The 17,932-nt window shown below is 63.2% G+C and carries 14 protein-coding genes; 9 read left to right on the top strand and 5 right to left on the bottom strand.

Annotated elements, in window-relative coordinates:
• Positions 1-52: 52 nt before the first annotated feature.
• Together F8A10_RS19690 and F8A10_RS19685 are read right to left on the bottom strand one after the other, a co-directional pair.
• Positions 53-1,024: an asparaginase gene (locus F8A10_RS19690; protein WP_029372248.1), complete on the bottom strand. Its 972-nt coding sequence runs from the start codon at positions 1,022-1,024 to the stop codon at positions 53-55.
• Between the two features lie 223 nt (positions 1,025-1,247).
• Positions 1,248-1,961 carry a FadR/GntR family transcriptional regulator gene (locus F8A10_RS19685; protein WP_152368275.1) on the bottom strand — a complete coding sequence of 238 codons (714 nt, stop codon included), beginning with the start codon at positions 1,959-1,961 and terminating at the stop codon, positions 1,248-1,250.
• 90 nt (positions 1,962-2,051) lie between these two features.
• Between F8A10_RS19685 and F8A10_RS19680 the strand changes: the two genes are divergently transcribed.
• Positions 2,052-2,231 (top strand): hypothetical protein, encoded by a 180-nt coding sequence (locus tag F8A10_RS19680; RefSeq protein ID WP_152368274.1) that lies wholly within the window; start codon positions 2,052-2,054, stop codon positions 2,229-2,231.
• Complete coding sequence (locus F8A10_RS19675) at positions 2,224-3,414, top strand: multidrug effflux MFS transporter (protein WP_085501669.1); 1,191 nt, start codon at positions 2,224-2,226, stop codon at positions 3,412-3,414. The genes F8A10_RS19680 and F8A10_RS19675 overlap by 8 nt, the downstream gene beginning before the upstream one ends.
• Positions 3,415-3,813: 399 nt before the next feature.
• Here the strand turns inward: F8A10_RS19675 and ada are convergent, their stop codons facing one another.
• Positions 3,814-4,875, bottom strand: coding sequence for a bifunctional DNA-binding transcriptional regulator/O6-methylguanine-DNA methyltransferase Ada (ada, locus tag F8A10_RS19670; RefSeq protein WP_152368273.1), 1,062 nt, complete (start codon positions 4,873-4,875; stop codon positions 3,814-3,816).
• A gap of 91 nt (positions 4,876-4,966) precedes the next feature.
• Entirely contained in the window at positions 4,967-5,668 is a 702-nt protein-coding gene (locus F8A10_RS19665) for a helix-turn-helix domain-containing protein (RefSeq protein WP_010397498.1), read from the bottom strand.
• Between the two features lie 313 nt (positions 5,669-5,981).
• Here F8A10_RS19665 and F8A10_RS19660 point away from each other — a divergent pair, with 313 nt between their 5' ends.
• Genes F8A10_RS19660 through F8A10_RS19630 form a run of 7 tightly spaced genes read left to right on the top strand, consistent with a single transcriptional unit; the run spans position 5,982 to position 16,650 of the window.
• A complete protein-coding gene (locus F8A10_RS19660; RefSeq protein ID WP_227493551.1) occupies positions 5,982-8,660 on the top strand; it encodes a nitrate/nitrite transporter in 2,679 nt (892 codons plus the stop codon).
• Positions 8,661-8,679: 19 nt separating this feature from the next.
• A complete protein-coding gene (locus F8A10_RS19655) occupies positions 8,680-12,429 on the top strand; it encodes a nitrate reductase subunit alpha (RefSeq protein WP_152368271.1) in 3,750 nt (1,249 codons plus the stop codon).
• A complete protein-coding gene (gene narH, locus F8A10_RS19650) occupies positions 12,426-13,943 on the top strand; it encodes a nitrate reductase subunit beta (protein WP_085501665.1) in 1,518 nt (505 codons plus the stop codon). Before F8A10_RS19655 ends, narH begins: the two co-directional genes overlap by 4 nt.
• The gene (gene narJ, locus F8A10_RS19645; protein WP_010397508.1) at positions 13,940-14,629 is read left to right on the top strand and encodes a nitrate reductase molybdenum cofactor assembly chaperone; all 690 of its coding nucleotides are present in this window, start codon (positions 13,940-13,942) and stop codon (positions 14,627-14,629) included. The genes narH and narJ overlap by 4 nt, the downstream gene beginning before the upstream one ends.
• A 13-nt stretch (positions 14,630-14,642) precedes the next feature.
• Positions 14,643-15,329: a respiratory nitrate reductase subunit gamma gene (gene narI / locus F8A10_RS19640; RefSeq protein WP_010397511.1), complete on the top strand. Its 687-nt coding sequence runs from the start codon at positions 14,643-14,645 to the stop codon at positions 15,327-15,329.
• A gap of 11 nt (positions 15,330-15,340) precedes the next feature.
• Complete coding sequence (locus F8A10_RS19635) at positions 15,341-16,138, top strand: peptidylprolyl isomerase (protein WP_406611888.1); 798 nt, start codon at positions 15,341-15,343, stop codon at positions 16,136-16,138.
• Positions 16,138-16,650 carry a DUF2478 domain-containing protein gene (locus F8A10_RS19630; RefSeq protein ID WP_152368412.1) on the top strand — a complete coding sequence of 171 codons (513 nt, stop codon included), beginning with the start codon at positions 16,138-16,140 and terminating at the stop codon, positions 16,648-16,650. Before F8A10_RS19635 ends, F8A10_RS19630 begins: the two co-directional genes overlap by 1 nt.
• On the opposite strand, the gene F8A10_RS19625 is transcribed toward F8A10_RS19630, so the two are convergent.
• Positions 16,554-17,921, bottom strand: a complete 1,368-nt coding sequence (locus F8A10_RS19625; RefSeq protein WP_319805345.1) for an NnrS family protein — start codon at positions 17,919-17,921, stop codon at positions 16,554-16,556. The genes F8A10_RS19630 and F8A10_RS19625 overlap by 97 nt on opposite strands.
• Positions 17,922-17,932: the final 11 nt, after the last annotated feature.

Raw genomic sequence — 17,932 nt, 5'->3', positions numbered from 1 at the left:
TGTGCAATCCCGGCACCCGTCGTGGGGCCGGGTGAGAGAGCGGTCCCGCCCCTCAGGCAGGGCGGGATTGCGGCACGGTATCAGGGGTGCCTTCGAATGCGTTAGCGATTTCTGTCTCGCAGCAGCCATTGGCCAGCATTGCCGCCAGCAGGATGCGCGCCTGCCCCGGGCGCAGCACACGGGCGTGGATGGCTCCGGCGCGGCGCATGTCGTGGCCGCCGCCCCCGCCGCCATAGATTGGCGAAAGCAGTCCTTCGGGCACGCGGCTTGAGACGACGACAACCGCACCTTCGTTGCGGGCTCGCGCGATTGCCGCGACCAGTTCGGGCGTGGCATTGCCGGACCCCAGTGCCGCGATGACGATGCCGCGGGCGCCGGCTGCAAGGCTGGCCTCAAGCAGCAGCCCGTCGCTGCCGGGATGGGCGGCGATGATATCGACCCTCAGATCGCTGACAGGGGCGGGCAAGGGGTGTGAGATGGTTGCCCCTTCATCCGCCACCCGCCGAAAGGCGTCGGGTGCATCGGTCGAGAATTTGTAAAGCCCCCAGACCGGCATGACCTGACCGCCAAAGGCCAGAGCGACCCCCGGATCTGCCTGGGGTTGCAGTGCCGCCCGGACAGCATCAGTGAAATTCCGCGCGCCGTCCGAGCGTGGATGGTCAGATGCAAACTGCGCCCCGGTAAAGATCACCGGCTTTTGCGGGCCATGCTGCAACTGAACGAGGAGCGCGGTTTCCTCCATTGCGTCGGTGCCGTGCAGTGCGATGACCCCCGTGACCTGCGGATCGGCCAGTGCTGCCCCCACCGCATCGCTGATCCGCTGCATGTCGGCCAGCGTCAGACTGGCCGAGTCCTTGGCCAGCACCTCTTGTGCGCGCAGATCCACCGCCATCGGCGGCAGCAATGACAGCAGCTCGGCGGCCCCAAGGTTTGGCCGTGCGGCTCCGTCGGAATCCAGGCTGCTTGCAATGGTTCCGCCGGTGGTCAGGACCACCAGCAGCGGGTTCTGGCCCGTTCCGGTCACGACATAAGCCCTATGGCCTTGCACATTTTCCCCCTGCAGATTTGGCCCTGTTTCAGATCGGCCTCCGGGTCTTGGGCTCCGGTTATCTCAATCTGTCAGACAGCTTGGGGATTAGCACAGCCTGCGGCAGGGTCAAGACGCCATCGCGAAAGCCCGGCATAATCTTGCGTCACGGGTCAGTCAATGAAAGGAAAATTGCGCCCGGGTTCCGCAATGTGGAAGATCACGAATTCGCCGGACGCTGGTTGATGATCCAGGTCATCGCCTGTTCGACCTCGTGCAGGTGGTCGCGCATGGCGGTCTGCGCCTCGGATTCCGAGCCTGTGGCAATCGCTTCGGCGATGCGGCGATGTTCGTGATTTGAGGTAATGCGCCGGTCAGCCATCAGGTTCACCAGCTCGGACTGGCGCATCAGCGCATCGCGAGAGTCGGTGACGATGCGGGCAAACAGCCGGTTGCGCGCTGCCTCGGCGATCAGGCAGTGGAAATCGGAATCAAGGCGCACCCATTTCAGCGCATCCTCTTGCCGCTCCATGCTGTCGCACAGTTGCAGCAGGCGGTTCATGTCCTCTTCGCTGCGGCGCAGGGCGGCCCAGCCAGCTGCGGGGATCTCGATAAAAGGCCGAGCCTCGATCAGCTCACGGGCGGAATAGCTGCCATAGGCAAGCTCGGGCACCTGCCTGTCCGAGATCACGAAGCTGCCGCTGCCGCTGCGGCTGCGGGTCAGCCCCAGCGTCTGCAATGAACGCATGGCCTCGCGGATGATCGGGCGGCTGACGCCATAATGTTCGGCTAGCTTGGCTTCAGAAGGCAACCGGATGCCGACCGGTAAACGACCGGTCAAAATTGCGCCTCGCAGATCCTCGAACACCGTTTCGGCGGCGTTTTTCCGACTGACCGGGCTCTTCTTGGACAACCAATCAGCCACCTTGTTCATGGCGCCAATGTTGCACGTCAGGCGCACCTGTCAAGCCGTCCAGTCGAGGTCGGTGCCTTTTTGTCACCAGATCAATGACGGCGTTGCCGCATGGTGCCGGACCCGGCCGAGGCGCGGTTTTTCGCCCGGCGCGAGATTTTTCAGGTCGTGGTGGTTGTCCTTGCCGTCTGGGTATGGCAGGAAGGCCGCTCGGCGGCGGTGAATGACCCTTGGCGCGATTCTGCGCCGCTATTTTCATATCTGAACATTTACAGGTTTTCCGATGCGTGATCCGTTGTTCCGCATGGCCCTGATTCTTGGCCTGCTTTCCGCCGTCGGTCCCTTTGCGATCGACATGTATTTGCCCGCGCTGCCGCAGGTGGCCCGCGACCTTGGCACGTCCGAGGCCAAGGCCGCCCTGACGCTGACCTCGTATTTCATCGTCTTTGGTATCGCCCAGATGATCTACGGCCCGATGGCCGACGCGGTCGGGCGCAAGAAACCTCTGGTGATCGGTGTGGCGATCTTTCTTGTCGCTACGGTGGCCGCCAGCCTTGCGCCGACCATCGGCTGGCTGATTGCGGCCCGCGCCCTGCAGGGGCTTGGTGCGGCGACGCTGATGGCGGTGCCGCGCGCGGTGATCCGCGACATGGCGACCGGCCCAGCGGCCGCAAAGATGATGGCCGCGATCATGATTGTGATTTCGGTCTCGCCCATGCTTGCGCCGCTGACCGGCTCGGCCGTGATGGCCTGGGGCGGCTGGCGCGAGATCTTTGCGGTGCTGGCGGCCGCCGCTCTGCTGAGCCTTGCGCTGATTCTTTTTGTGCTGCCGGAAACCCTGCCTCAGGCAGAGCGCCGTCCCGTGCGTCTGACCACCATGGCCGAAGGGGCAAGACGTCTCTTGTCCGACCGCCGCTTTATGGGGCTGACCATGATCGGTGGCTTTGGCATGGCAAGCTTCTTTGTGTTCCTTGCCTCGGCGAGCTTTGTTTATACCGGGCAATATGGGCTTAGCCCGACCGGCTTTTCGCTGGCCTTTGCCGTGAATGCGATCGGCTTTTTCTCTGCTTCGCAATTCGCGGGCAAGCTGGCTGAGCGTTATGGGATGGAGCGGGTCATCTCGCTTGCCATCACCGGTTTTGCGGGACTTGCGCTGCTTTTGTCGGTGGTGGTGATGGCGGGGTTTGATGCTCTGCCGGTGGTGATCGCCGGGTTGTTCATGGCCAATGCTTGTCTGGGCCTGGTGATGCCGACCGCCATGGTCATGTCGCTGGATCCGCATCCGGATATTGCCGGGCTGGCCTCGTCACTGGGTGGCACGATCCAGATGCTGACCGGCGGGCTGATGATCGCCGTCACCAGCCCTTTCCTTGACAATACCTCGGTGACGATGGTGCCAGCGATTGCGCTGTGCGCGGTTCTGGCATGGGCCGCGGCCGCGGCCTCGCTGCCCCGCCTGCGGCTGCTGGCGTAAGGGTTTACTGCGATGGGCGGCGGTGAACACAACCCGGGCCAGATTGCACCCGGTTAGCCGCCGCCATGCCTCGCGCCCCTCATGCGCGGGGCCGGTAAACCGACAGGTCGGCTGGCGGTCACGTCAAAGCCGGCCCTGTCAGAATTCGGCAGCGTCCGGTACGGCCAACAGATCATCGCAGCGTCTGACGCGTGAATTGTGGGTCAGCGGCCCATATCCGGGCGTGGCTCGCAGGGCGGTTTTATCCCCGAAAAGCCCCGGATGCGCGGTCTGGGGCCAGCTGTCGCCCCCGGGGCCAGGGCCAGTGGATCGCCGGGTCGCGCCCGTTCGGCCCAGTCGCGGGGCGGGCTGCCGCGTGATGAAAGATGTCGAACTCAACCTGATCATCCTGCTGCGCCACTAGTCCCGGCTTTCCCGTTCCAGAAGCGCGCGTTTGCGTGCAAGGCCCCAGCGATAGCCCGAAAGCGCGCCGTCGCTGCGCACCACCCGGTGGCAGGGGATGGCGACCGCGACCGGGTTTGCTGCGCAGGCCGCCGCTACGGCGCGATGGGCGCGGGGGGCGCCGATGCGGCGGGCAATCTCGGCATAGCTTGTGGTGCTGCCGGGCGGGATCTGACGCAATGCCTGCCAGACCCGCTGTTGAAACACCGTGCCCCGCAGATCAAGCGGCAGGTCAAGCCCGACGCCCGGAGCCTCGACAAAGCCGATGACCCGGGCGATCAGGGCCTGAAATTCTGGATCATCGCCGATGAGGGTGGCGGCAGGAAAGCGGTCCTGAAATTCGTGCAGCAGCGCCTGGGGATCGTCCCCTAATGCGATGGCGCAGATACCGCGCTGGCTTTGCGCAACAAGGATCGCGCCAAGCTGGCTCTGACCAAGCGCAAAGCGGATCTCGGCCCCGGCGCCTCCCTTGCGCCAGGTCGAAGGCGTCATTCCCAGCATCTGATCCGCGTTCTCATAAAACCGGCTGGCCGAGCCGAAACCTGCATCATAGATCGCCCCGGTCACACTGTCGCTTTCGCGCAACTGCTCGCGCAGCCGGCCGGCGCGATGGGCGATGGCATAGGCGCGGGGCGTCATTCCGGTCGCGGCCTTGAACTGGCGGTGAAAATGAAAGGGGCTCAGTCCCGCCGCCTCGGCCAGCTGTTCCAGGCTGGGCGTGGTTTCAGCGCCTTCGATCAGGCGGCAGGCGGCCGCGACCAGCGCGGCATTCGCCTCGGCCGTTGAAAGACCGCGCGGATTGCAGCGTCGGCAGGGGCGAAAGCCCGCCGCTTCGGCCTCGTCGGGCGCGGGGTACAGCGTTACATTCTGCGCCTTGGCCCGCCGCGCCGGGCAAGAGGGCCGACAGTAGACCCCGGTCGTATGGACGGCATAGACGAAACTGCCATCCGCTGCGGCATCGCGTGCCAGCACCCGCTGCCAGCGCGGATCGGCTTTGGTGGGAAGGGCGGCATCGGTCATGGCAAGAGCCTTTCTGCTGAACAGTTCCTTACCACGGATATCGCCGACGGGGCAGCCGGGCACTCCGCCGCTTGCGGTCAAATTCGCGCGGTCAGGGAATGTTCAACGGGCTGTCGAGCAGGCTGTCGGTCTGGACAAGCGCCTTCAGTGCGGCCGGGTCGGTGATGGTCACACGCATTCCGTCGATATGGACGCCATGGTCACGCAGCGCCTTAAAGGCGCGTGACAGGCTTTCCGGCGTCATGCCCAGATAAGAAGCGAGCAGCCGCTTTTCCTGCGGCAATACAAAGCCCTGCGCCCCGGCATAATCCGATCGTTGCAACAGATACGCCCCCAGCCTTTCGCGGGCATTGCGCAGTTTCAGGTTCTTGGCATGGCGCACGAGGCTGCGATAGCCCTCGGCCAGTTCCTGCACCGTAGCAAGGGCAAAGCCCGGATCGCGCGAAAAGGCCGCCCGCACATCCACCGCCGGGATCAGCACGATCCGCGAACGTTGCAGCGTGCGCGCTGACATCAGATAGGGCGCATCGCGCATGCAGGCGGCAAGGATAAAGGTCGCAACCGGCTGGACCACCGCCATGGTGGTATCGCGATCCTGCCAATTGGCATAAAGCTCGACCGCACCCTCCAGCACGACATGCAGGAAATTCGCGGCTTCGCCCTGCCGGACCAGTTCAAGCTGTGCGGGGAAAACCTGATCGTAGGCAGCGTGCATCAGCTCATCAAAGGCCGGGCTGGTCATGTTGCGAAACAGGGTCAGCTTGCGGATGTCGTTGCGGTCCTCTTCGCGCATCTGATGATCCTTGCTGTCGTGGCTGGAATTAGGTGCAAGCTGGCAATTTGTTTGACTATTGTCAATCAATACTGCCAATTTTGTTATTCAGTTAACTAATAGATCCGTTACGGCGATTTGAGCAGTTTCCTTGGCAGGAAACATAAAACCCAAATTCGGGCGTTTTTTTCCCCTGAGGGGTCGGAGGTTGATCCAGATCAAATATGGTAACACCTGTCCGTGTTGGGTGAGCGGCGGAAATGCGCGTGAAAGACCCAAAACCGGAGCAGCCGCCATGCCGGAAACCCGTTCTCCGTCCCCACTGGAGCAGCAGATGGCCCTGTGGCTTAGCACCATAGCGTTCACGCTGTGCTTTGCCGTCTGGACGATCTTTTCCATCATCGGTGTCACCATCAAACACGACCTTGGCCTGTCCGAGTTCCAGTATGGTGTGCTGATCGCAACCCCAATCCTGACCGGCTCACTCGTCCGGCTGATCCTCGGCGTCTGGACCGAGCGTTATGGCGGACGGCTGGTGTTCTCATTGCAGATGCTGCTGACCGGCGCGGCGACCTGGGCGCTGACCTGGGCGCATAGCTACACGGGCTTTCTGCTGGCCGCGCTTGGCGTCGGGCTGGCAGGCGGTTCGTTCATCATCGGCGTCGCCTATGTCTCGAAATGGTTCCCAAGCCAGCGTCAGGGTACGGCGCTTGGCATCTTTGGCATGGGCAACGTCGGCGCGGCGGTGACCAAGTTCCTAGCGCCTTTTATCCTTGTCGCCTGGGGCTGGCAGGCCGTTGCGCAGATCTGGGCGGTCGGCATCGCGCTGATGGGCGTGATTTTCCTGCTGATCGCGCGGGACGATCCCGATTTTCAGGCCCGGCGCGCCGCGGGTATCGCCGCCCCTTCGCTGGCCGAGCAATTCGCCCCCCTGAAAAAGCTGCAGGTCTGGCGCTTTGCGCTTTACTATTTCTTTGTCTTTGGCGGCTTTGTCGCGCTGGCGCTGTGGCTGCCCCATTACCTGACCGAGGTTTATGGCGTCGATCTGCGGGTTGCCGGTATGGCGGCTGCGGCCTTCAGCCTGTCGGCAAGCGTGTTTCGTGCCTATGGCGGCATGCTGTCGGACCGTTTTGGCGCGCGTACGGTGATGTACTGGACCTTTGGTTTTAGCGCGCTGTTTCTGTTCATGCTGTCCTATGCGCCGACGGATTACACGATCCGTGGCAAGGACGGGCTGATTTCGTTCTCGACCGAGATGGGACTTTGGCCCTTTGTGGTCACGCTTTTTGCACTGGGGTTCTTTATGAGCCTTGGGAAAGCGGCGATCTTTAAGCATATCCCGGTCTATTATCCGAACCATGTCGGTTCGGTCGGTGGTCTGGTCGGCATGATCGGCGGGCTTGGCGGGTTCATCCTGCCCATCGTCTTTGGCGCCCTGCTGGACCTGACCGGGATCTGGACTTCGTGCTTTGCGCTGCTGTTTCTTGTCGTCATCGTGTCGATGGCGTGGATGCATCTGTCGATCCGCGCGATGGAGCGGCAGGCGCAGGGCAAGGCGCTGGACCGGTTGCCGAACTTTCCCGAACTGGCCGAGGTGCATGACCCCGAGCGCACCGTGATGCCGCGCGTCCTTGACGACTGGCGGCCCGAGGACCCGGCCTTCTGGGCGGAAAAGGGCCGCAGGATTGCGCAACGGAACCTGTGGATTTCAATCCCGGCGCTGCTTTTGGCCTTTGCCGTCTGGATGGTCTGGTCGGTGGTGGTGGCAAAGCTGCCCCAGATCGGATTCGCCTTCAGTCAGGACCAGCTGTTCTGGCTGGCGGCACTGCCGGCACTGTCGGGGGCGACGCTGCGCATCTTTTACAGCTTTATGGTGCCGATCTTTGGCGGGCGGCTGTGGACGACGCTTTCGACCGCCTCGCTGCTGATCCCGGCGATGGGTATCGGCTATGCGGTGCAGGACCCCGCCACGCCCTACATCATCTTTGTCGCGCTGGCGCTGCTATGCGGGCTGGGCGGGGCCAATTTCGCCTCATCCATGGCCAATATCAGCTTCTTTTTCCCCAAATCGGAAAAAGGCAGCGCCATGGGGCTGAACGCTGGTCTGGGCAACCTTGGCGTTTCGGTGATGCAGTTCCTTGTCCCGCTGGTCATCACCGTCGGCGTGTTTGGTGCCGTCGGCGGCGACCCGCAACCGCTGTCGGACGGCGGCCGGTTGTGGCTGCAAAACGCGGGCTTCATCTGGGTGCCCTTTATCATTGCCGTGACCATTGCTGCCTGGATCGGCATGAATGACATCGCCGATGCGAAGGCAAGCTTCCGCGAACAGGCAGTGATCTTTACCCGGCTGCACAACTGGGTGATGTGCCTGCTGTATATCGGCACCTTTGGCAGCTTCATCGGCTATTCGGCGGGCTTTCCGCTGCTGATCGGCCTTGCCTTCCCCGAGGTGAACGCCCTGCAATACGTCTTTCTTGGCCCGCTTGTCGGCGCGCTGAGCCGGGCTGGCTCGGGCTGGCTGTCCGACAGGGTCGGTGGCGCACGGGTGACCTTCTGGGTCTTTGCCGGCATGATCGCCTCGGTCGCGCTGGTGATCGTATCGCTGCAAGCGGCCTCGTTTATGGGCTTCTTTGCCGGGTTCATGGCGCTGTTCTTCTTTACCGGGGTCGGCAACTCTTCGACCTTCCAGATGATCCCCGTGATCATGCGCAAAGAGGTCGCCCGGCTGGAGCCGCAACTGAGCCCGGACGAACGTCGCCGCCAGTCCGACCGCGAGTCCGCCGCCATCATCGCCTTTACCAGCGCGATCGGTGCCTATGGCGGTTTCTTCATCCCCAAGGCCTATGGCAGCTCGATCGCCCTGACCGGGTCTGTGCTGGGCGCGCTGTGGGCCTTTCTGGGCTTCTACGTGCTCTGCCTTGCCGTGACCTGGGTGTTCTACACCCGCCCGGGCGGCCTTTTGCATGACATCGAACGCGGTCGCGCCGAAAGCGGCGCCACCACCCCCGCATGAGAATCCCAAGGAGACAGCAATGAGCCATCTGCTGGACCGTCTGAATTTTCTGAGGCCCGCCCGCAAGGACGTGTTCTCAGAGGGCCATGGCCAGACCACGGTCGAAAACCGCGACTGGGAGGAAACCTATCGCGCCCGCTGGCGCCACGACAAGATCGTGCGCTCGACCCATGGGGTGAACTGCACCGGGTCCTGTTCGTGGAAGATCTATGTCAAATCCGGCATCGTCACATGGGAGACGCAGCAGACCGATTATCCGCGCACCCGCCCCGATCTGCCCAACCATGAACCGCGCGGCTGCGCGCGGGGTGCGTCCTACAGCTGGTATCTTTACTCGGCCAACCGGGTGAAAACGCCGATGATCCGGGGCAGGCTGATGCGGCTGTGGCGCGAAAAGCGCCGCAGCATGTCACCGGTCGCCGCGTGGGAGGCGATCCAGAACGACCCCGCCGCCCGCGAAAGCTATACCCGCATCCGCGGCAAGGGCGGCTTTGTGCGCGCAGGCTGGGACGAAGCGACCGAGATCATCGCTGCTGCCAATGCCTATACCGCACGTAAATACGGCCCCGACCGGGTCTTTGGCTTTTCGCCCATCCCGGCCATGTCGATGATCTCATACGCCGCCGGGACGCGCTATCTGTCGCTTTTGGGCGGGACCTGCATGTCCTTTTACGACTGGTATTGCGACCTGCCGCCGGCAAGCCCGCAGACATGGGGCGAACAGACCGACGTGCCGGAATCGGCCGACTGGTATAATGCGGGCTATCTGCTGCTCTGGGGCTCGAACGTGCCGCAGACCCGCACCCCCGACGCGCATTTCTATACCGAGGCGCGCTATCGCGGCACCAAATCGGCGGTGATCTGCCCCGACTATTCCGAGGCCGCAAAATTCGGCGACATCTGGCTGAACGCCAAGCAGGGCACCGATGCGGCGCTTGGGATGGCCTTTGGCCACGTCATCCTGCGTGAATTCCACCTGGACCGGCAGGCCGAGTATTTTGAGGATTACTGCCGCCGCTATTCCGATATGCCGATGCTGGTCAGGCTTGATCAGCGCGATGGCCGTCTGATCCCGGGCCGCCAGTTGCGCGCCAGCGATTTAGACGGCGCGCTGGGTCAGGCCAACAATCCCGAATGGAAAACCGTCGCCATTGACGAAATCAGCGACCGTATCGTGGTCCCGAACGGCTCGGTCGGTTTCCGCTGGGGCGAAGAGGGGCGCTGGAACCTTGAGGAAAAGGCCGGCGATGACGCGGTTCGCCTTAAGATGAGCCTGATCCTTGACGAGGATCGCGATGATATTGTGGGCGTCGATTTCCCCTATTTCGGCGGTGCCGCGACCAACGGCTTTGCCATTGATGACCGGGGCGAGGTCCTGACCCGCAATGTACCGGTCAAGCGGCTGACCCTGGCCAATGGGGAAGAGGCGCTTGTCGCGACGGTCTTTGACCTGTTGTGTGCCAATTACAGCCTTGACCGTGGGCTTGGGGGCGACCACGTCACGCGCGATTATGACGCTGACGTGCCATTTACCCCCGCCTGGGCCGAGCGCATAACCGGTGTCCGCCGTGACAAGATCATCCAGGTGGCGCGGGAATTCGCCGCCAATGCCGAAAAGACCAACGGGCGTTCCATGGTCATCATCGGTGCGGCGATGAACCACTGGTTCCACATGGACATGAATTACCGCGCCGTCATCAACATGCTGGTGATGTGCGGCTGTGTCGGCCAGTCGGGCGGTGGTTGGGCCCATTACGTTGGACAGGAAAAGCTGAGACCGCAGACCGGCTGGACGGCGCTGGCCTTTGCGCTGGACTGGGCGCGTCCGCCGCGCCACATGAACTCGACCTCGGCCTGGTATGCCCATACCGACCAGTGGCGCTATGAAACGGTGGGGGCGCAGGAGATCCTGTCCCCGACCGCGCCCAAGGGGGACTGGGGCCAGCTTAGCCTCATTGACTATAATATCCGGGCTGAACGGATGGGGTGGCTGCCCTCGGCCCCGCAACTGCGCACCAATCCGCTGGAGGTCGGCCGTGCCGCCCGCGCCGAGGGTGTTCCGGTTGCCGATTATGTCGCGCGCGGGCTGAAATCCGGCGCCTTGCAAATGTCCTGCGAGGACCCGGACGCGCCCGAGAACTGGCCGCGCAACCTCTTTGTCTGGCGCTCGAACCTGCTTGGCTCGTCGGGCAAGGGGCATGAATATTTCCTCAGGCACCTGCTTGGCACCGATCACGGCGTGCTTGGCAAGGATCTGGGGCAGGAGGGGCGTCAGAAGCCGGTCGAGGCGACCTGGCATGACAAGGCGCCCGAGGGCAAACTGGACCTGCTGGTGACCATCGACTTCCGTATGTCCACCACCGCTGTCTATGCCGACATCGTCCTGCCAACCGCCAGCTGGTACGAAAAGGACGATATGAACACCTCGGACATGCATCCCTTTATCCACCCGCTGCAGGCGGCGGTGGACCCGGCCTATGAGTCGCGCACCGATTGGGAAATCTTCAAATCCATTGCCCGCAAGTTTTCCGAGATCGCACCCGAGGTGCTGGGGGTCGAAACCGATGTCGTGCAGCTGCCCTTGCAGCACGATAGCGCGGGTGAGATCGCCCAACCCTTTGTACAGGACTGGAAGCTGGGCGAATGCGATCTGATCCCCGGCAAGACCGCGCCGAACTATATCGAGGTGACGCGCGATTATCCGAACCTTTACAAACGCTTCACCGCGCTTGGCCCGTTGATGGAAAAGCTTGGCAACGGCGGGAAGGGCATCTCCTGGGACACCAGGGATGAGGTTCACCACCTGCATGCCCTGAACGGATGCGTGACCGAGGATGGCCCGACCCGGGGCATGGCGCGGATCGAGACGGCGATCGACGCCGCCGAAGTGGTCCTGATGCTGGCCCCCGAAACCAATGGCGAGGTTGCGGTCAAGGCATGGCAGGCGCTTGGCAAGGCCACGGGCCGCAGCCACCAGCATCTGGCCGAGGTCAAAGAGGATGAAAAGATCCGCTTCCGCGATATCGCTGCCCAGCCCAGAAAGATCATCTCGTCTCCGACCTGGTCAGGCATCGAAAGCGAAGAGGTCTGCTACAACGCCGGCTGGACCAACGTCCATGAGCTGATCCCGTGGCGCACCGTGACCGGTCGCCAGCAGCTTTATCAGGATCACGAATGGATGCGCGCCTTTGGCGAGGCTTTCGTGACATGGCGGCCTCCGGTCGATCTCAAGACGATCACGGCGGATGCCCGCAAGTCGCTGGGGGCCAGCGAAAAGCATGTGGTGCTGAACTTTATCACCCCGCACCAGAAATGGGGCATCCATTCGACCTATACCGACAACCTGCTGATGCTGACGCTGAACCGCGGCGGTCCGGTGGTGTGGATATCTGAGATCGACGCGAAAAAGGCCGGACTGGTCGATAACGACTGGGTCGAGGTCTTTAACAGCAACGGCGTCATCACTGCGCGTGCCGTCGTCAGCCAGCGCATGAAGGAAGGCACGCTCTTTATGTATCACGCTCAGGAAAAGATCGTGAACACGCCGGGCAGCCAGATCACCGGCCTGCGCGGCGGCATCCACAACTCGGTCACCCGCACGGTGCTGAAGCCCACCCATATGATCGGTGGCTATGCACAGCTGTCCTATGGGTTCAACTATTACGGCACGGTGGGCGCCAACCGGGACGAATTCGTCATCGTCCGCAAGCTGGACAAGATCGACTGGCTCGATCGCCCCGCAACCCAAGCCACGGAGGCAGCGGAATGAAAGTGCGCGCACAAATCGGCATGGTGCTGAACCTGGACAAATGCATCGGCTGTCATACCTGTTCGGTCACCTGCAAGAACGTCTGGACCTCGCGCGAGGGGGTCGAATACGCGTGGTTCAACAACGTCGAGACCAAGCCCGGCATCGGCTATCCCAAGGATTGGGAAAACCAGAAACGCTGGAACGGCGGCTGGGTGCGGACGAAATCGGGGCATCTGCAACCCCGGCAGGGCGGCAAGTGGCGCATCCTTGCCAATATCTTTGCCAACCCCGACCTGCCCGAGATCGACGATTTCTACGAACCTTTTGATTTCGATTACGACCATCTGAAATCGGCGCCCGAGATGCAGGCGTTCCCAAGCGCCCGCCCGCGCTCAAAGATTTCGGGCGAGCGGATGGAAAAGATCGAATGGGGCCCGAACTGGGAAGAAATCCTTGGCGGCGAGTTCGAAAAACGCAGCAGAGACTATAACTTTGAGGGCGTTCAGAAGGACATCTATGGTGAATATGAAAACACCTTCATGATGTACCTGCCGCGGTTGTGCGAACATTGCCTTAACCCGGCCTGCGTCGCCTCGTGCCCCTCGGGCGCGATCTACAAGCGCGAAGAGGATGGCGTCGTCCTGATTGACCAGGACAAATGCCGGGGCTGGCGGATGTGCGTTTCGGGCTGTCCCTACAAAAAGATCTATTACAACTGGTCCACCGGCAAATCGGAAAAATGCATCCTGTGCTATCCGCGCCTGGAATCCGGCCAGCCCACGGTCTGTTCGGAAACCTGCGTCGGGCGCATCCGCTATCTGGGTGTGATGCTTTACGACGCCGACCGCATCGCCGAGGCTGCCAGCGCCGAGTCCGAGATGGATCTTTACGACGCGCAACTGGGTGTTTTCCTTGATCCGGACGATCCCGAGGTGATTGCCGCCGCCCGGGCCGAGGGCATCCCCGAGGACTGGATCCGCGGCGCGCAGAAATCTCCGATCTGGAAGATGGCGATGGAGTGGAAGATCGCCTTTCCGCTGCACCCTGAATACCGCACCCTGCCGATGGTCTGGTATGTGCCGCCGCTGTCGCCGATTCAGAACGCGGCCGAGGCGGGCAAGATCGCGGCGCAGGACGATATGCCCGACGTGCGCAGCCTGCGCATCCCGCTGCGCTATCTGGCCAATATGCTGACCGCCGGGGACGAAGCCCCTGTCGCAGCCGCGCTTGAACGGATGCTGGCGATGCGCAGCTACATGCGTTCCAGGACGCTGGACGGCGTGGTGAACCTTGCCATTGCAAAACGGGTCGGCCTGACCCCCCAGCAGATTGATGAGATGTATCACCTGCTGGCCATCGCCAATTACGAGGATCGCTTTGTCATCCCGACCACGCATCGTGAGCTGGTCGAGGATGCCTATGACCTGCGCGGCGGCTGTGGCTTTACCGATGGGCATGGCTGCTCGTCGGGCAACAGCCCCTCGCTGTTTGGCGGCAAGAAATTCCGCAGCCCGCAGGAGTTCATCGCATGAAAACCTTCAAGGCCCTTTCCGCGCTGCTGAGCTATCCCGGCGAAGATCTGATCGCCGCTTTGCCCCAGATTGAGCAGGTCCTGCAATCCGAGGGCCTGCTTGGTCCCCGGCGCATGGATGAAATCCGCAGCCTGTTGCAAAAGCTGGGGCAGGGCGACCTATACGATTTGCAGGAACGTTATGTGCTGCTCTTTGATCGCTCGCGCAGCCTGTCGCTGAACCTGTTTGAGCATGTCCACGGCGAAAGCCGCGACCGCGGCGGCGCGATGGTGGACCTGCTTGAAACCTATCGCGACGGCGGCTTTGACCTTGCGGGGTCCGAGCTGCCCGATCACCTGCCGGTGCTGCTGGAATACCTGTCCACCCGGCCACTGCCCGAGGCGTTGGCGCTGTTGGCCGATGCCTCGCATATCCTTGTCGCGCTGGCCGAGCGGCTGACGCGGCGCGAGTCTGCCTATGCCGCTGTCCTTGGCGCGCTGGTGGCGCTTGTGGTGACCGAGCCGGTCGAACTGCCCGAAGAACTGGCCGCCGTCCCCGATGACGATCCCGAGGATCTGGCCGCGCTAGACGCCGTCTGGGAAGAGGCACAGGTGACGTTTGGCCCCGATCCCAACGCCGGCTGTCCGGTCAGCCGCGACATTCTGGCCCGTATGGACGCCCCGCGCGCCCAAAGCCCGGCGCAATGAACAGGAGGCGCAGATGAACTATGTTCTTTTCGGCATCTACCCCTATATCGCCATCACGGTGATGATCCTGGGTTCTGTCATCCGTTATGACCACGACCCTTTCAGCTGGAAATCAAAGTCCAGCCAGATCCTGCGTCGTCGTCAATTCGTCATCGGTTCGGTCCTGTTTCATGTCGGCGTGCTGATTATTCTTGGCGGCCATCTGGTCGGGCTTTTGACCCCGATCGCCGTCTTTGATGCCATCGGCATCAGCCATGGCGCAAAACAGGTGATGGCGATGACCGTGGGCGGCATCGCCGGGGTTATGGCGCTTATCGGCGGGGCGCTGCTTTTGCATCGCAGACTGACCGACCCGCGCGTGCGCGCCCATTCGACTCTGGCCGATACCGGCATTCTTGCGCTGCTTGTCGCGCAACTGGTCCTTGGGCTGGCGACGATTCTGGTTTCGATGCAGCATCTTGACGGGCATGAGATGACCCTGCTCATGTCCTGGGCGCAGGGGATCGTCTATCTGCGCGCCGGTGCGGCTGAACATCTGGCCCATGTCCATTGGCTGTTCAAACTGCATATCCTGCTGGGGCTGACGATCTTTGTGCTCTTTCCCTTTACCCGGCTTGTGCACATGATTTCGGCTCCGGTGCGCTATCTGTGGCGGCCGGGCTATCAGATCGTGCGCTCGCGCCGCTTCCCGGCGGAGTAAGGGCGATGGAGATGAAACCGCTTTTGCCGCCGGTCGTGGTGAACGGCGTCACCATCGACCCCGGACGCATCGCGGCCGAGGCGCAGAACCATCCCGCGCCCAAGGGCAAGCCCGGTCATGCCTGGCGCGCAGCAGCGCGGGCGCTGGCGGTGCGCGAACTTTTGTTGCAAGAAGCCCGCGCGCAAGGCATCACCGCTGAACCTGCCGAGCTTGTGCCCGGCCAGTGGGAAACTGCGGAAGAGGCCCTGATCCGCGCTCTGCTGGATCAGGAGATCCAACCCGATCCCGTCGATGAGACGGTGCTGGCGGCCTATCACGCGGCGCATCCGGAACAGTTCCGCTCTCCTTCGCTATACGAGGCGGCGCATATCCTTTTCGCCGCTGCCCCGGATGATGCCAAGGCGCGTGAAACGGCGCGCGCCGAGGCAGGGGCGGTTCTGGCCGAGCTTTGTGCCGCGCCGCGCCGCTTTGCTGAGCTGGCAGCACGCCATAGCGCCTGTTCCTCGAAAACCTCGGGCGGCGTGCTGGGCCAGTTGACCGCCGGCGATACGGTACCCGAGTTCGAGGCGGCGCTGGCCACGATGGAGGAAGGCGCGCTGACCATCGCCGAAACGCGCTATGGGCTGCACATCATCCGCCTTGATGCGCGGGCGCGGGGCGAGGTGCTGCCCTTTGCCGCCGTCCTTCCGCGCCTGCGTGAGGCGCATGAAAAGGCGGCATGGCTGCGTGCCAGCCGTGACTATATAGATGGGTTGATCGCAAGGGCCCGGATCTCGGGCGTCTCGTTTCAACGCGAAGGGGGCGCATGATGCAACTCGCCTATGTCAGCATACCCGGTCGTGGTGCGAATGACCTGTTTCTGGCCGGTGTCGCCGCGCGGTTGCTGGACGGTGGTATCCGGCTTGCCGGGACCGTTCAGACCAACCCGCGGCGTGAGGGGCGGATCAAATGCGATATGGACCTGCGCGTGCTGCCGGATGGTCCGGTGCTGCGCATCAGCGAGGACCGCGGCAATGGCGCACGCGGCTGTCGGCTGGATGCGGGTGTGCTGGAGGCGGCTGTCTCGGGCGTTGCCGCCGCACTGCCCGGTGCGGATCTGCTGCTTGTCAATAAATTTGGCAAGCAGGAAAGCGAAGGCCGGGGATTTGCCTCCCTGATCGCCGAGGCGCTGTCGCGCGGCATTCCGGTCCTGTGCGGGGTAAACGGGCTGAACCTGCCCGCGTTTCAAGGCTTTGCCGAGGGGCTTGCCACAGCCCTGCCGGGGGATGAGGCGGCGGTCCTTGACTGGTGCCAGCGCGCCTGCGGGCTGCAGCCGGCCTGATCTGTCTTTTCCCATGACAAAGGCCCGGTCACGCGACCGGGCTTTTTGCTGCAAGGCTCAGGCGGTGCGGCCCGGCCCTGAGACCGGCTTTTTGCCACCCGCGGACGCGCCAGCACCGGCAGATACAACAGGGCAAAGCCGCCGAACCCGATAACCCACAGCGTGCCCGACAAATGCAGCAGCCACAGCTGTGCGGGCAGCCAGCCGGCAAGCAGCCGCGTGACCACCGCGCCACAAAGCGCCAGATACAGTGCCGTAGTGCCCGGCCCGGCGTGCAGCGATCGGCCGCTGTGGCCAAGGCTTGCGCGGGTCATGACCGCCAGCGTCATCAGGCCGATCGCCCCGGCCAGCCAGATATGCCGGGCGGGGGCTGGGGCGATCAGGCCGAACCCTGCCGCCCCCTCGGCCCAAAAGCCAAGCGCAAGCAGCGCATAGGCAAGGTGCAGGACCCAAAGCAGCGGTTCGGCCCCGGTTTGCAGGCCCTGCCAGCGCGCAAGGCGCCACAGATGTGCCGCCCCCGTCACAAGCATCAGCCATGGCATCCATGCGGCCTCGGGCGCTGCAATGAAACCGGCCAGCGTCAGCCCGGTCAGCCCCAGCACCGCGCCGTCCGCGCGGCCAAAGGGCACGGGCAGGCGTGTGCGGCCCCTTGCGGCCAGCCAGTTGCGGGTAAAGCTGGGGGTGATCCGCCCGCCAATCAGCGCCACCAGCATCAGGACCGCAGCCAGCCCCAGCCGCATACCCATACCGTCAAAGGCGGCCTCTCCTCGTGCGGCCTCAAGGTGAAACAGTGCATTGGCGGTGGCAAACAGCGCCAACAGCGCCAGCACCGGCAGGTTCCGCCAATTGCGGCCATGCAGGATTTCGCGCGCCAGAAAGGCAAGCAGGACCAGGGTGCAGGCCAGGTCCGCCACCATCACCACCCGCCAGTCAAGCAGGCCCGAGATTGCAAGCGCCACCCGCCCCAGCAGCCACAGCCCGACCAGCCCGGCCAATGGCGTGCCGATCACCGGCAGCCGTCCGGTCCAGTTCGGCACCGCCGTCAAAAGGAATCCGGCAATGACCCCGCTTGTATAACCAAAAAGGAATTCATGCGCGTGCCAGCTAAAGGGATCCATGGTCAGAGGCAGGATCCCGGCCCCGCTCAGCATGGCGACCCACACCAGCATGGCCAGTGCCGTCCATAGTGATGAGAGCAGGAAAAAGGCCCGAAATCCGTGGCTGAACAGGACTGGCCCGCGATAATTGCGCATGCGTTCCGCGGTGGACATTGCGCGTCTCC

This window comes from Paracoccus kondratievae (genome assembly GCF_009301415.1).
In the GTDB taxonomy this organism is placed as follows: Bacteria; Pseudomonadota; Alphaproteobacteria; order Rhodobacterales; family Rhodobacteraceae; genus Paracoccus; species Paracoccus kondratievae.
Note: the sequence above shows the minus strand (reverse complement) of the source record. Positions and strands in the feature narration are given on the sequence as shown.